Genomic DNA, 15,250 nt, shown 5'->3' with positions numbered 1-15,250 from the left:
AGTTTATATGCCAAGATAGCTGAAAGCTGCCCAGTGGAAGGGGTGAGCATAGGCACGATCGCTTGGATTCAAGGTTATCAAACCGCAGTATCGGGCTTTTTCGCCGTCGGTGGTACTGTGCATCCAGCGTTGGGCTTGGTTTAGGGCGATTGCAGGTTCAAGTCCGTCTGTCCGCCAGAGGTCGTAGAAACGGGTCAAGAGGATCATGGTGCTGAGACCAAAGACTGACCAAAGGGAGCCGATGACTCCAGCGACTCCAGCTTGAAGTAGTCCGGTGGGTAACCCGATCGCTTCATCGGCGTTTTCGATTCCGGTGAGTCCGGTTCCGCAGGCAGAGAGAATAGCAAGACGAATGCCACCGCGATCGCTCAAATTCAGCGCAAGAATATCTCGCAACGTCAGAAGTCCGTCACTCATCGAGAGTCCACTATTAAGCGGGTCTGCGAGATTGGCAGTCCCGTGGCAGGAGAAGTGAACGATCTCGGCTTCTGAAAGATGCGATCGTACTTCTTTAATCGTGGCTTCGTTGTGGCGGAGAACAGTGCGTTGGTGGAAACTTGCGATCGCGGCTTTGATTTCCCGTTCTGAGTCTTTGAGGTTTTGGGTTGGATTATCGATCGCAAGGATTGAGTCGGTAGGGGTGCGAGTCGCGATCGCTTGAGCAGCGGTAAGAGATTTGGCATTCGGGGTGTAGGTGAAGTGGATATCATCGAGGGCATAGCGTCGTCCAGTTGGCTTTGTAGCATCCTCTGTCCAAGCAGCGTGGAGCGGGAGTAAGCTGAGGTATCCAGTCGGGATGAGAACCGCTTGATCGACGTTATGGGTTTGGAGATGACGAATCAGGGGTTCCATCAGCGGTTTCCAAAGTTGACGAGTGACGTGATCGATTGCGTCGTACCAGCCTTGTCGATCGCGCTGGAATTGATTGTAGGCAGCAAACCAAGTGTTATTCAGCAGGTCAGTTAATTCGGTGTCGGTGAAGTTGTTGAGCCAAATTGCATCAATGTTGTCTGGCGTGACCAGTAGTGCAAGGCTACCCGCAGAGGTGCTGATGAGATAGACCAAGGGGCGATTGGGCTGGGTAGCCGCATGAACTTCTGCAAACTTGGGCAGCGTCAGGAAGTTTTCATAGTTAGGAACTTGGCGGATATGTTGGATCAGGTGATCGAGTTGCTGACGGAGTGCGATCGCTGCTTCTCTAGTTGTTTCAGGGGTAGGTTGCTGACGATCGGAGGAAGTTGTTTGCTCTCGTTGCGTACTTTCTAGATTGCGAAGAGATTGGGTTAGGGTTTGGTATTGGCTGTATAGGTCTGGATGGCGTTGTTGGAGCTGAGCGAGATCGGCGCGATCTCGGTTCAGGCTTTCGCTTAGCCCACGCGCCCGTCCTTGTTCTAAGGTTTCTACCGCTTGGGTAAGGTTGCCAGTCTGAGCTAGCACATAAGCCGTTCGTCGAGGGAGGTCTGCTGTTTCTGCCAGTTCTGCCGCTTTACTCTCTAGGAGAATGCAAGACTGGTAAAGGATTTCGGCAGCTTTTAGAGCATTGCTGTAGGCTGTCTTTGCCGCATTCCAGTTCTGTTGCTGAAAGTGAAGATCACCAAGATTACGAGATGTTCGACGACAGGCATTAGGGAAAGCGTTGCGGGTGAAGATTTGGAGCGTTTGCTCGTAGGCGGTGATCGCTTGTTCAAGATTATCCGCTCGTTCGCCACAAATTCGGTCAGCATAGGCAAGAGCCAAGTTATTCTGTGTCATTGCCCAATCTTCAGGAGATGCGTTGCGGGTTCTGACTTGGAGCGCTTGTTCGTAGGCGATGATTGCTTGTTCGAGGTTATCTGCCCGTTCGCCGCAAATTCGTTTACTGTAAGTAAAAGCCAAGTTATGTTGCGTGACTGCCCAATCTTCAGGAGATGCGTTGCGGGTTCTGACTTGGAGCGCTTGTTCGTAGGCGATGATTGCTTGTTCGAGATTATCCGCCCGTTCGCCGCAAATTCGGTCAGCATAAGCATTTGCTAAGTTATGCTGCGTCATTGCCCAATCTCTAGGGAAAGCGTTGCGGGTGAAGACTTGTAGCACTTGTTCATAAGCAATGATTGCTTGTTCGAGATTATCCGCCCGTTCGCCACGAATTCGGTTACGGTAGACGGCTGCCAAGTTATGTTGCGTGACTGCCCAATCTTCAGGAAATGCGTTGCGGGTTCTGACTTGGAGCGCTTGTTCGTAGGCGATGATTGCTTGTTCGAGATTATCTGCCCGTTCGCCACGAATACGTTTACTGTAGGCAAGAGCCAAGTTGTGCTGCGTCATTGCCCAATCTTCAGGGAAAGCGTTGCGGGTTCTGACTTGGAGTGCTTGTTCACAGACAATAATCGCTTGTTCGAGATTATCCGCCCGTTCGCCGTGAATTCGCTTACTATAGACAACTGCCAAGTCATTCTGCGTCATTGCCCAATCTTCAGGGAAAGCGTCGCGGGTGAAGACTTGGAGTGCTTGTTCGTAGGCGATAATCGCTTGTTCAAGATTATCCGCTCGTTCGCCACGAATTCGGTTACTGTAAGCAGAAGCCAAGCCATTCTGTGTCATTGCCCAATCTTCAGGAAATGCGTTGCGGGTTCTGACTTGAAGCGCTTGTTCGTAGGCGATAATCGCTTCTTCGAGGTTATCTGCCCGTTCGCCACGAATTCGTTTACTGTAGGCAGAAGCTAAGTTGTGCTGCGTTATTGCCCAATCTTCAGGAAATGCGTTGCGGGTTCTGACTTGGAGCGCTTGTTCATGGGCAGTAATGGCTCGTTCAAAATTATCTGCCCGTTCGCCGTGAATTCGTTTACTGTAAGCATTGGCTAAGTTATTCTGCACTATTGCCCATTGTTCGGGGAAAGCGTTGCGGGTTCTGACTTGTAGCACTTGTTCATAGGCAGCGATGCCTAACTCTAAATTTAACCCGCGAGTTCCTAGAGGAAACTGGTTAATCAAATTACCAAACTCTACGAAGACCCATGCGATAAGAGCTTTATCCTTCTTCTGAATTAAGAATTGAAATACGTCTGGCAATGCTGATAGTAATGCTTGATCAAATCTGGCAAGATTGGAGCGAAAGAACTCATACATCTGGTTCCGGTCACCCTTAGTCTGAGCAATCAACTGCACAACTTCTACTAGAAAGCCTCTCGCATATAGTGCCTGCGCTACCTGCCCCGCAAAGTTCCGCAGCCGTACCACACTGCGATCGCCCTGACTCTCCATCCAGTCAGCATATTTCCGCATCATCTCCAGCAGCCCCGCATTCACTAATTCTGCATTCGCCTGCAACAGCGCCTCCTCTTGTCCCTGCGGACAATTCAACAGTTGCTCAATCAACTGGATATACGCCTGTTCCCGTTGCTCATTCGTCATAAGTTATCTCTCAAGCAGCCGCAGAAAGCTACACAACTATTTTTCATTTTGCCAGATTTACATGGGAAGAAATTTCAGTTTCCTGACATTGCATATAGGGATAGCCGCTACCCGCATCCATACATTCCGCTTAGCGCCGCAATCCCTGTCAGGATCACTTTGGCGGCTTTATGAATCAATTTGGGCAAAATCCACGATCGCATAGGGGATAGAACTAAATTATCTGAACATTCCCAATTAACTTCACGATGTCAGCCCCAAAATCTAGATCTCCGCTTCAACAAACGATCTCATTTCTTTACTGTTCTGGAATGATCAAACTGGAGAACGAGATGCTTATAGAGCATTGCTGGCAACTGCATTCAAAACTCCAGAAGCCGGAGATGTCTTATCTGCTGAGTATCTTCGATCGCTCGCTCAAACTCTGTACACACAGCTAGTCACTCTAAAGCAACAGCGATCTCAAGAACTTGCTCAGGCTGAGACACCAGAAAACATTAGCATTACGTCAGATCGATTAAATAGAATTCAGCAACGCATTAACACATTCATCGTTTTGCCGGAGGGACTCGATCGTAAAACCGTGAAAGATACGTTGAAGAAATTGAATACCTGGAAAGGTATTCGATCGGTTCAAAAGCTGCTGAGAGATTACACTGATGGAGCAAAAGCTCAATTAGAGACCTCACAGTTTGTGGTTGAACTGGTTAAGGATACAGATGAACAGAACTTAATTCTAAGTGATGGCATCAAGCCTGTCGCTTACCCAGTCATTCAGCAATCTTAGAACTATGAAAGCTACTGAAATCAACTTCCTGCAATTTCTCCAACCCCGCAAACAATTTGTCATCCCGATTTATCAGCGAACTTATAGCTAGACAATAAAACAGTGCCAACAACTTTGGCAGGACGTGATTCGGACAGCGGAAGACCCTGATAGGGCAGGGTATTTCATCGGTTCGATCGTCTACATTGGCGATTCAATTCATGTAGCATCAATGCCAGAACTGCTGGTAATCGACGGACAGCAATGACTGACCACGCTTTCTCTGTTGCTTGCAGCAGTCGGTAAAGAGATCGAGGAAACGGGTACAAAACTCGAAACGAATCGCCGCAAGATTGAGAATTTCTTTTTGTTCAATGGTTTAGAGGATGGTGAAGAACGTTACAAACTGCTGTTGACACAAAGTGATCGCGATACGTTTATCAGTTTGATTGAAGGACGTGATGTTCAGAATGCTCACCATCTTTTAAGCCCATTCGCTATTGTCAAACGGTTTAAGATAGAGGGTCAAGGTGTTGCCATTCGGTCAGTGAGACGAAAGGATGAACCAGACTGCCAAATTAGCACGGACATTTCGCAAAATAGTGGTCAGATCTGCGATCGCGATCACAGTCATTTTTGGTACAAGTTTTGTTGGAATCAGTGCGTATGTCTTTTCCCCGCCTTCGGTTCACCGTCTTTCATTGCCATCCAATCTGATCGGGCTGGATTCCCCACTCGGTCAACAACTCCTTGCAGAGAGCCGTACTAAGCAGGATTACGCTATTCTCGCTCAACAGTTTCAAACTCAGAAGCTTCGGGCTTATTGTGGTGTCGCTAGTGCTGTTACGGTACTCAATGCCTTAAAACCATCGGTTCCCCCATTCAATCAAGACACTTTCTTTACTCCGCAAGCCGAAAAGATTCGGTCTTCCTACGCCGTTGCCTTCATGGGAATGTCGTTGGAACAGTTAGCAGCGCTCTTAAAAAGTCATGAAGTACGAGTTGAAACGCACCATGCTTCTGACACGACCCTAGAGCAGTTTAGAACCCAAGTGAAAGCGAATTTAGCCCGCGATCGCGATTTTGTTGTCGTGAATTATGAGCGTGCGGGTATCGGTCAGACCAAAGGAGGGCACATCTCCCCCATTTCTGCTTATCACGAGAAGAGCGATCGTTTCCTAATTAAAGATGTCTCTAGCTACAAATACCCTCTGGTTTGGGTGTCTGCCTCTGATTTATGGAAAGCAATGAACACGCACGATTTCAGTACAAATCGCACTCGCGGCTATTTGCTGATTCATCAGTAAGCAAACTCAACTTCTCATCGCCACTTCAATTCCCAATCCGGGCACTCATTCATAGCACAAACATTCTGAGTCGGACTGTGGAAGGCGTTACATACGTCTGGCTCATGAGGCTTAATCCCACGCATCCAATAGGAACAGGTTGAACAGGAACGAGCGGAAGGTTTGGGTGCATCTCTACCCGTACGATCGCGATCGATATTCCCCTGCTGCCGATGAATAGTGAACATTGCAAACACTTTTACTAACTGTCTCATCTCTTGATTCTTCCACTAGGCTGGACATCGATTCTAGCTTCTAGCTTAATCCTCAGACCGAATCATCTTTCCAGCCACAATGCTCACAACTCGAATGAACCCGCACTGGATGAGTTTGCTGTAATGACCGCTCACAATTCGGACATCTCCCCGTAGACATCGGATGCCAGTTCAACAACTCAATCTGCTGCTCTTTCGTCCAGTGCGGGTTGGGAGTCTCAATCAATTCACCCGCGTAATACGAAGAGTTTTCGCACTGTGAGAGAAGGAGATCGTCATTAGATTCGCTCATAATTTGCTCTCATCAGCATTCGTGACTTTCATCTTGTAGCATTTCATCGGTGAGGGTTGAACGATTCTGTTAGGAGATTGTGGAGCATTGATTGCGGTGGAATCCCAGGAGAGAATTGAACGCCGGAAATGTTCGCAGGACGGATTAATGAAAAAAGCAGAGTCAATGCAATGGCATTACGTCTATATTGTTCGGTGCGCAAACGGCAGCTTGTACACGGGCTACACTTAAGAATGTCGAACAGCGAATTGCGGCTCACAATGCGGGCAAAGGCGGGCGGTATACGAGAGCGCATCGACCTGTGGAATTGGTTGCGTCATGGCAGTTTGTGACGAAGAGAGCAGCAATGCAGGTGGAATATCAGATTAAGCAGATGAAGAGGTCACAGAAGATGGAGATCGCCGAGGGTCGTAAGAGTCCGCCGTGGACGGGTTGAAATCTAGAGCGCAGCGGGGTATCAACCGATAATCGCGATCGCGCAGCAGCATTGTTCGCACGGCGATGAAAGAGTTGAGCAAGTTCCGATCGTGATGGGTGATCGACGAAACGCGAGGGTGATCAATTGAACTAAAAAGACTGCTTTCTGTATGTGAAAAGAGGGCAAAGGGAATTCTAAAAGAATTGCTGTGCCCACGAGATACGCCGAAACAGTGGTGTTCGTCATCAGATTCGTTTACTCTGAACCAGAGCGCCAATTGCTGCGAATCGAAAGTAAGGAGTATCGGGCATGACTGATTCAACCATTCACGTCGGAGACCTAAATTCACTGAGGGGTTGTCAGGTTCGAGTCTTAGGTCTCAGTCAGTTTCTGATGACGGATTTAGACAAAGAAAGTCCGATTTTCCGCATGAATAGCGCACTTCAATTCGCGGAAGCCGCTGCGCTACTCGTTCGTGAGGAGTTGAGACACGCAGGAACCGTGACGGTGAATCCTGAGTGGGTTCACACGCTCGTTGCGACAACGATCGAGGAACAGAAGCAGCAGATCAGGGAGCTTGTGAAGCGGTACTCCAACGCAAGTGATAATAGCGAACGGTGCTGCGTTGCGCTTCAGCTTAATGCGATCGCCACAACGATTGCGCGTGACTGTGCAGATAGAGTTACGGTGCAACAAGTCAGCAAAATTGATAGCGGTTCTTGAACGACTGATAGTGCAAAATTGCACTCAGATCGGGATCATGTCAGCTTTTGGTGACCCATAGATGCGAACCCTACGGGAAGCGGAGCTACCGCAAATTCCGCTAACGCGAATATCGGGCTTCAGAAGAATCTGAAAGCTTCGATCACCACCAAAAGCTCGGAAGTTCCTGAAACGACTCTTACGCAGTTTTGGTGAAATTGAGGATTTGAGCAAGTTGAATTATAAAAAATGCGTTTCAAGGATTCGCGATCGCACCTATTTTCGGGCAATAATTGCTTGTATATTGATTACCTCTTCTTCATAAGAAAATACACTGAGATTGCATATTTTCCGAATTCTATAAATAGGTTTCGCAATAGATTAAGCAGTAATCCATCGTGCTTAATATGGAAATTGATTCTCAAATGACTGAGGAAGGACGATCGTGGCTCAAAGAAAACAATCGAAGGGAACCTGTGCCTACTGCGGCAAAGAGCTTTCCAAGAGCGGCATCACGAAACACCTTGCAACTTGTCCACAGCGACAAGAAGCGATCGCGAATGCTGAGAAAAAGAAAGGGAATAGCGAATTGCTTTATCATTTGCGAGTGCAGGATGCGTATCGAAGTGAGTACTGGCTTGACCTGGAGATGCGCGGCTCTAAAACTCTTCAAGATCTAGACAATTACCTACGATCGATTTGGCTCGAATGTTGCGGTCACATGAGCCAGTTTTCATTAGGAGGTGGATTTGTGCGAGAAGTTGGGATGCGGCGGAAAATTAGTGATGTGTTTCAGAAGAGCGACGAACTCACACACATTTATGATTTCGGCACGTCTTCAGAAACATTAGTCAAACGTGTGGATGTCCGAGAAGGAAAGCCTACGACGACAAAAGCGATCGCGCTGGTGGCAAGAAACAATATGCCAGAGTATTCCTGCATTGAATGTGAAAAACCTGCGACTCATTTGTGTATGGAGTGTTTAATTGAAGAGCATTCCGAAGGGACGCTATGTGATAACCACACGGAGAGTCACCCTCACGATAATTACGGTGAACCCATGGAATTGGTAAATTCTCCTCGAATGGGGATGTGTGGCTACGATGGTCCAGCAGATCCGCCCTACTAATGGCTACTGTCAGAAGTTAGCATAATCAGAATCGTAAACAGCACAAAACGTCATCTGCTTCCGCTTTCCAAGCTTAATTCCCAAGTCTTTCGACTTCTATCCTCTTTCTAAAGGCATCGCAGCGAAGTGTTCCTGCAACAACCGATGAATGAAACGGTAGCGTCCTCCTACTCGTTGAAGAAAAAGACGCTCAGTACAATAATCTAAAAATCGAGCATAATTCCAAGGAGTACAGCCGAGGCACCAAAGGAAGACGCGGAGTGTGAGATGTTGAATGCAAACCCGCCCTCCTAGTTCTAAGCCTAATAAAAGACCCAAAGCCATGCCAAAACTTGTTCCAACAACTAAAGCTTGAAACGTCAGGTCGAACGAACGCTGTATCACACCTACCGTTATTGCAAGAAGAACCCCGATGATTAATTCCCAAATAAGAACAAAGGTGAGCAAGTTATTTCTTGACTTCAGAATTCCCTGATTGGGAATAATCTTTTCTTCGATGTCTGAGCCACCTTCGATACCACTCATTAAGCCGAACAGAGGACAACTTATAGCACCGAGCATGACTCCCGCAATTAAACATGCGATTCCTAACATCCCCTTATGACTCAACAAATAGGCAACCCTAGCTCTCAGCTTCCTTGTAGAAAGATATGTGCGAGCATGATTGATCCGGAGTAGAGACTCTGAGATCGTCACTCCGAACTCTATTCCAGATTTACAGCCCTGCCCAAATGATCGCCAAGACCATCTCAACGTTTCAACCGTTTGAATCTTTTGCTTGATTCTCGTCATCGCTCCAAAGCAGAATCCAACCAGAGCAGCAAGAACTGAACTAATGATTCCATTGGAGAGATATAGCGGTACTGCAAAACTTATTGCCAGAGCGAACCCGATTAACAGACGATTAAGCAGGTCATAGACGAACTGCCAGAAAGAACGTTCTGGCAACCATGAGGGTTGTATTGCTTCAATTAAAAATTCAGTTTCAGATTCTCGTTGCATCTGTTGGGCAAGAAAAACTAACTGATCGACTGTTTTTCGTTCAGTAGGAAGACTTCCTCGAATTTCAATGTCCCGCCGTACTGGACGTTTCATCATCTGACGGATATAGGCGTTCAGCAAAGCACGAAAACGTCCTTCAGTGGTAGGCTGCCGCCAATCTAAAAATTCTAGCTCTGGCTGTGCTATAACGAGCATACTTAACCATAAGGGAGTTCTAACTAGCTCACGTAAATTCCAATCTCCCTGAATCAAGTTCCACAGGTCTTGGCGCTGCAATTGTTCTAGATAATGATAGATTTGCTCGTCCTTAAGAGGTTCGATATAGATAGCTGCATTGAGTTCGAGCTTAATTTTCTCATGTTTACAGTACTCTTCATCACGGCTACACACAACAATAGAATGAGGACGAGATTGGCTTTGTAATAGAGCATTGATTGCATTAATACAAGGTGCTTGATCAGAGCTTCTTAACTCATCTAGTCCATCTAGCATCAGCAGCAGTTTGCCATCTCTCAACCAAGGTCTAGAAATATGCTTAGCAACACCGTATTGCACACTCAATTCTGCCGTCAGCCAGTCTTGGATCGGTTGCTGATTATCTTTCCAATTCGATAGATTGAAGAGTACTGGAATTGGAAATTCTGCGCTTTGCTCTGCTTGATTACATAGAGCTTGCGCTAACTCTAGTAATGTCGTTGTCTTTCCTGCACCTGGCTTTCCTAAAATTAAGAGCTTACCTGCGATCTCTGGTTCCTCAAAAACCTCTAGGAGCGTCATGAAGTCTGGAAGTAATTTAGCAGGACTGTCGCCAATCTTAACCAGTGAATCCCAAGGACGTTTGACTCGACCAGGTTGTAATTCTCTCCCTAATCTAATAAAAACCGCATTGTGTAATGATTGCTTCAGTCTCGATTCAACTTGATTTCTAACTGCTCCTAGCAGCCTCTTTTCACTCCAGGGTCGTTTTCCCATCCATGTACGGAGGGCTTCTGCATCAGATCCAGTGACGACAAGATTACGATCGCCGACCACATTTCCATTACCCGCAACAATGACTGTTCGATCAGCGTTTCCCTGAATTGTCACTTGCTGCGATCGCACTGCCCTTTCCAAAACCTGCAAATCTCGCTTGCTTAGGGGTTCTCCCGATTCAATTCGATTGAAAACGTCTTCTAGCTTGAAATCGAGCATATTATGCAATCAATACAGGCTTATTATTTTTCCATTTCCAACTATAAATTTTCTCTGTTTATGCAAAAACGTCTGTCAAAAACCTTTAGTTTCCGTAAATACACTAAACGACAAAGTTATTTTATAAAGACGAAGCCTTGACCTTAGGACACGTTGATTATGCTTCAAACCTTTGCCCACGGTTACGCTCTCCTCGTTGGAATTGGACAATGCGCTGACTCCCGCTTATCGCTACCTGTCACTGTCAATGATATTCAAGCCCTACAACAAATTCTGGTCAATCCTGATTTGTGTGGGTATCCAGATTCTCACCTACGATCGCTCCATGACCAAAATGCAACAAAGCAATCGATCTTGAATGGGCTACAGTGGCTCAAAGCTCAAGCTGAGGCTGATCCAGAAGCAACTGTAATCGTTTACTATTCTGGTCACGGTTGGCTCGACACGAGCGATCAGAGCTACTATCTTCTCCCGCATGATCTCAATCCGTATGCTTGGAAAGACACTGCGATCGCCGCAGAAATCTTCAATACTGCCCTGCGTCAAATTCCTGCCAAGCGACTCCTAGTGATTCTCGATTGCTGTCATGCTCAAGGAATGGCAAGTGCTAAAGAAGGACTAATGCTTCCGCCCAATGTCACTCCAACGGCTCCCACAAGAGGCTTTTTTGATCGTCTCGCTCAAGGTGAAGGGCGTGTCGTGCTGTTGTCTTCAAAAGGCGAACAGAAATCCTGGATTCGCAAAGACGACACCATGAGCATCTATACTTACCACTTGATTGAGGCATTACGCGGCAAAGCGAACAAACCTGGAGAGACGACTGTAACCGTAGCAGACATCGTGAAACATCTCGATCGAACTGTACCGCTCAGTGTCCAACAAGAACACCAAGCCCAACAGCAACCCTGGGTGAGCAGCGAGATGACAAATTTCGATCTAGCGCTGATTCAGGGTGGAAAAGGGCTTCCTGTGGGCGGATGGGATGCCGTGAAAGATCAGCCGACTGCATCGGTGACTGTGCAGGCGATTGGCGATCGTTCTGTTGCCGTTCGAGATGCTTCGGGATCAACCATCGTCACCGGAGATGGCAATGTGGTGGGCAAGCATAATGTTGTTCAGCAGGGCAAATACAATCTCAATGCTGGGCACATCACAGGACTGCGGGTCGGAGATGAATCGGATGATGATGAAGCAGAGATCCGATCTGCCAAAGGATTTGAACCGTTACCAGGCGAAGCGCAACCGATCGCAGCGACAAAATTTGTGTGTCCAGAAATAGACTGCGAAATTTCTTGGGTGCGCCGTTCGGTCGGGCAGACCATTCCACAATGCTCGCTTCATCAGGTCGATCTCGTCCCCGTTCGCCGTTCATAAGGGCTGTCATGCTACCAAAGTTTCTAGAGAGTTTAGGCGATACACTTGCCAAAGAGTGGGTGGCAAAAGTTTTTACGCCTGCTTTTGTCTTTTGGTTTGGGGGTCTGTTGGCGTGGATACTTCACTCGCAATCGAACTGGAATACCTTCGAGCAATGGCTGAATCAGAAAGCGATCGTACAGCCATTCACAACGCTCATCGCGGGACTGCTTGCTATTTCAACTTCCGCGATCGTCGTTCAGCAACTTGAGTTTTCGGTCTTACGATTGCTAGAAGGCTATTGGTTTCGATGGCTGCGACCGCTACGACGACAATTAATCAAGCGGCAGAGAGCGAAAATCGAGCAAGCAGAAAAGCGGTTTCAGATTTTAGCAAGCCAGGGAATTAAGAATCTTACGCCAGAAGAAGCAGATGAGTATGTTCAGATCGATTGGCAATTGAAGCAGACTCCAACTGAGATCGATCGCTTGATGCCGACGCGACTCGGTAATATTCTGAGAGCGGCTGAACGTCGTCCTCTAGAGAAGTATGGATTAGAGTCGATCGTCTGTTTTCCTCGCCTCTGGTTGCTCTTGCCGACTGAGGTGAAAACTGAATTATCCGAGGCACGAGCCAGACTCAACACAATGGTCAGAATTTGGATCTGGAGTGTGCTGTTCTTGATTTGGAGCGTTTGGGCTTGGTGGGCAATCCTAGTCGCTGTTTCTTCTGCGTTTCTTGCTCATCGTTGGATACTGGATGCGGCTGCAATCTATGGGGATTTAGTCGAGTCCGCTTTTGATTTACATCGCACGACGCTCTACAAGTCCCTGCGATTCCCGTTGCCCAAAAATCCCACAGAAGAGCAACGAACGGGTCGAGCATTAACTGATTATCTTTGGCGGGGAATTATAGAGCCAGAGCCTAGTTTTGAAGATCCAGATTAAACGAAAGATGAGTGATCTGAACTTAGCGATCGCAGCTTTAGGCAATTAAATGCTACATCTCGTTGTCCAACCGTTTGAAAAACCGCATGAGCATACCGATTGAATATCAAAAATCTGCAAAAATGATCTACAGTTTCGTTCAATGGATCAGCAATGCCTAGAGATGAACTCAATCCAACCGGGATTCGGGCAACCCACGCCCTTGAGCAGGTGCTTGCGTCTGAGAACAATGATCGTGCTGAGCAGAACGTGCAACAGCAAGGTAAGTATGCGATCAATCTAGGGAAAGGACAAGAAGTTCATATTGGCGATCGTATTACCTACCAGACAGACATCAACACAATTCGGCGGATTGTGAGAGAAGAACTTCTGATCCACAACAAGGAATATGGAGAACCGATTAAAACAGGCTTGAATGCCTTGGCAGAATTAATGAAGCTTCCCAAGGTTCAACAAGCAGCGACTGCCTTTCGGATCGATTTCCAAGCGGCGCATCAACAGATTGACGTGATCGCTGATCTGAAAGAGCTTCACGATCAGCTCCACACTTTGGATCAGTGTTATCGCAGCATTGCAAGAGATAAGCATCTCAAAACATTCATAGAGGACTCGATTGCTTTAGAAAGCTTGATTGGATATCATCAGGCACTTCAAGTCGTGATTGCTAGTGTACGAGAAATTGCAGATCGACAGATTGTTAATGTCAGCAAATTAAGCTGGTTGGAAAAATTAGAGCAGGCGTATTTAGCCTTGCAGCAGGCAATTGACTCCTCCAGTATAGAGCAGTTGCAAAAGACGATCTGGTTACTAGAACGAGTCTTGGCAATTCAACCCTCGCGAATCAATACTAGTTTGAATGCAGCCGCAGGCGCTTTACGTTTACCAGCGCTAATTACTGCTACTGCAACAATCTGGCAGCAGTTCAAAGATGGCGAAATCGATCCAGGAAAATTGAGTCAGTTCAAGAGCGGCGTTGAAGCGATCGCTGAACTAGACAGCCGACTCACTGCCTTGATCATTGCTCACGATTACCTTCAGGAGATGGATTTGGATTTGCGGCGGATTGAGGCACACCTGGATTTAGATTTGACAGAACTAGAGTTGTCCTGGTCTGATTTGAAGAACAAGACTGAGATGTTGTTTGAGAACCAGACAGATGACTGGGCTGTTTCTTTTAAGCAGGATTGTCAGAATCTAGATGTAGCACTTTCAGAAGACAATCCAGCAAAAATAAGGCGATGCTTCTGGTCGTATCAAAGACAGGCGCGGCATAGCTTCTACAAGGTGGATGTGACATTGAAAAGGCTATGTGACGAGTTAAGAAAAGTGGGCGAACCCTTGACCGCTATTTTGAGGATACTCGAATGAGTCAGTCTAACCTCTCGAATGAAACAAGTGATGGAGAGAATTTTCCATCACTGGCATCGCTCAGAATAGTTCATAACCAATTGCTTAAGAGGTATCGAGAGCAAGGGAACAGTCCTGATGTGCTATATGAAATCGATGCGTTAATCCGTCGAGGCAAGATTCTGGGAGCCTTATTAGACGGCGAGGACGATCGTTGGGCTGCCCAAGGACTTCTAGATTATTGGTCATCGATGCTATACCGGGCTGGTTATGAACCTCCCGATGCTACTTTAGGTGAGTTCGATTCAACTTATGCTCCGAATCTGGACGATAATTCCTGTCCCTATGCAGACCTTGAGCCGTTTCGACAAATCCAGAGCGCAAGTCCAAGTGCCAGCAATTTGCGAGAAGCCATCGAGAAACCAGCAGACCTGGTTGGTCTAAAGTTCGAGGAAGGAATCATCGATGCTTTAATACAAGATACACTCTATGAACCTGATGGAGCGTCGTTATTACAGTTCATCTTGTTCCGTTTGTGGGAGAGGCGCGATCGCAACAAAATTACCTGGGAGAACTATCGTCAGGTTGGTAGAGGACGACAAGCGTTGATTCAAGCTGCTGATCAATTAATCGAGGAATTGTCTTCAGAAGAACAAGACATCCTGAAGCGAATAATGCTGAATCTTGCTCAGTTTGGCAAGGGACCAAATCTTGTCAAAAAAAGAATTACACGCTCAGAACTTTATAGATTGTTAGAACCTGCTGAAAAAAACCGATTCCCTGAGAACGCGCCGTTAGAAAACTCACTCACAGACCCAAGTGAGTCATTAGAGATCAATAACTTAGCTAGTTCTGACAGAACATTAGGGAGCAATGTTTCTCCACTAGAGTTTAATGAAATCCTCCGAATACTCGCTAGCGATGTTTCGCATTCTTTCACATCAAACTCACCTCATGTGCAAGACCGGTTTCATGCTTTGTTAAAGAGGCGGCTTCTCGTTGAAAGTCAACATAACCCTCCACTACTGGTTGACTGACAAAACTGGAGGAGAGGAGCAAAATCCCGTAATCTAGTGGATTACCACATCAAACTAAATTACTGCTATGGAAAATGCTCCTCGCCTCTATGATGCCGTGTTTAGCATGTTGGGT

Annotated in this window: 14 protein-coding genes; 9 read left to right on the top strand and 5 right to left on the bottom strand. The window is 46.8% G+C overall.

Features of this window, described 5'->3' with window-relative positions:
- Window positions 1-3 precede the first annotated feature (3 nt).
- A complete protein-coding gene (locus tag ACQ4M5_RS32095; RefSeq protein ID WP_430679878.1) occupies window positions 4-3,390 on the bottom strand; it encodes a CHAT domain-containing protein in 3,387 nt (1,128 codons plus the stop codon).
- A gap of 346 nt (window positions 3,391-3,736) precedes the next feature.
- Between ACQ4M5_RS32095 and ACQ4M5_RS32090 the strand changes: the two genes are divergently transcribed.
- Window positions 3,737-4,177 (top strand): hypothetical protein, encoded by a 441-nt coding sequence (locus ACQ4M5_RS32090; RefSeq protein ID WP_430679877.1) that lies wholly within the window; start codon window positions 3,737-3,739, stop codon window positions 4,175-4,177.
- 539 nt (window positions 4,178-4,716) lie between these two features.
- Entirely contained in the window at window positions 4,717-5,463 is a 747-nt protein-coding gene (locus ACQ4M5_RS32085; protein WP_430679876.1) for a phytochelatin synthase family protein, read from the top strand.
- Between the two features lie 14 nt (window positions 5,464-5,477).
- Here ACQ4M5_RS32085 and ACQ4M5_RS32080 read toward each other — a convergent pair whose 3' ends face one another.
- Window positions 5,478-5,717 carry a hypothetical protein gene (locus ACQ4M5_RS32080; protein ID WP_430679875.1) on the bottom strand — a complete coding sequence of 80 codons (240 nt, stop codon included), beginning with the start codon at window positions 5,715-5,717 and terminating at the stop codon, window positions 5,478-5,480.
- A gap of 52 nt (window positions 5,718-5,769) precedes the next feature.
- Window positions 5,770-6,009, bottom strand: coding sequence for a hypothetical protein (locus ACQ4M5_RS32075; protein ID WP_430679874.1), 240 nt, complete (start codon window positions 6,007-6,009; stop codon window positions 5,770-5,772).
- A gap of 187 nt (window positions 6,010-6,196) precedes the next feature.
- Here ACQ4M5_RS32075 and ACQ4M5_RS32070 point away from each other — a divergent pair, with 187 nt between their 5' ends.
- On the top strand, window positions 6,197-6,445 hold the full coding sequence (locus ACQ4M5_RS32070) for a GIY-YIG nuclease family protein (RefSeq protein ID WP_430679873.1): 249 nt from the start codon (window positions 6,197-6,199) through the stop codon (window positions 6,443-6,445).
- A 21-nt stretch (window positions 6,446-6,466) separates the two neighbouring features.
- Here ACQ4M5_RS32070 and ACQ4M5_RS32065 read toward each other — a convergent pair whose 3' ends face one another.
- Window positions 6,467-6,673 (bottom strand): hypothetical protein, encoded by a 207-nt coding sequence (locus ACQ4M5_RS32065; protein WP_430679872.1) that lies wholly within the window; start codon window positions 6,671-6,673, stop codon window positions 6,467-6,469.
- 63 nt (window positions 6,674-6,736) lie between these two features.
- On the opposite strand from ACQ4M5_RS32065, the gene ACQ4M5_RS32060 reads away from it, so the two are divergent.
- Both ACQ4M5_RS32060 and ACQ4M5_RS32055 read left to right on the top strand, forming a co-directional pair.
- Window positions 6,737-7,150 carry a hypothetical protein gene (locus tag ACQ4M5_RS32060; RefSeq protein ID WP_430679871.1) on the top strand — a complete coding sequence of 138 codons (414 nt, stop codon included), beginning with the start codon at window positions 6,737-6,739 and terminating at the stop codon, window positions 7,148-7,150.
- A 424-nt stretch (window positions 7,151-7,574) separates the two neighbouring features.
- Window positions 7,575-8,258 (top strand): hypothetical protein, encoded by a 684-nt coding sequence (locus ACQ4M5_RS32055; RefSeq protein WP_430679870.1) that lies wholly within the window; start codon window positions 7,575-7,577, stop codon window positions 8,256-8,258.
- A 96-nt stretch (window positions 8,259-8,354) separates the two neighbouring features.
- Here ACQ4M5_RS32055 and ACQ4M5_RS32050 read toward each other — a convergent pair whose 3' ends face one another.
- Window positions 8,355-10,451, bottom strand: a complete 2,097-nt coding sequence (locus ACQ4M5_RS32050; RefSeq protein ID WP_430679869.1) for an NACHT domain-containing protein — start codon at window positions 10,449-10,451, stop codon at window positions 8,355-8,357.
- A 159-nt stretch (window positions 10,452-10,610) separates the two neighbouring features.
- On the opposite strand from ACQ4M5_RS32050, the gene ACQ4M5_RS32045 reads away from it, so the two are divergent.
- From ACQ4M5_RS32045 to ACQ4M5_RS32030, 4 genes are all read left to right on the top strand, one after another.
- The gene (locus tag ACQ4M5_RS32045; protein WP_430679868.1) at window positions 10,611-11,825 is read left to right on the top strand and encodes a caspase family protein; all 1,215 of its coding nucleotides are present in this window, start codon (window positions 10,611-10,613) and stop codon (window positions 11,823-11,825) included.
- Between the two features lie 8 nt (window positions 11,826-11,833).
- A complete protein-coding gene (locus ACQ4M5_RS32040) occupies window positions 11,834-12,751 on the top strand; it encodes a hypothetical protein (protein WP_430679867.1) in 918 nt (305 codons plus the stop codon).
- Between the two features lie 153 nt (window positions 12,752-12,904).
- Entirely contained in the window at window positions 12,905-14,119 is a 1,215-nt protein-coding gene (locus tag ACQ4M5_RS32035) for a hypothetical protein (protein ID WP_430679866.1), read from the top strand.
- Complete coding sequence (locus ACQ4M5_RS32030; RefSeq protein WP_430679865.1) at window positions 14,116-15,135, top strand: hypothetical protein; 1,020 nt, start codon at window positions 14,116-14,118, stop codon at window positions 15,133-15,135. Before ACQ4M5_RS32035 ends, ACQ4M5_RS32030 begins: the two co-directional genes overlap by 4 nt.
- The last annotated feature ends 115 nt before the right edge of the window (window positions 15,136-15,250 follow it).

The organism is Leptolyngbya sp. AN10 (assembly GCF_050565645.1).
GTDB lineage: Bacteria > Cyanobacteriota > Cyanobacteriia > Leptolyngbyales > Leptolyngbyaceae > Leptolyngbya.
This window is presented reverse-complemented; position numbering and strand designations above follow the sequence as displayed.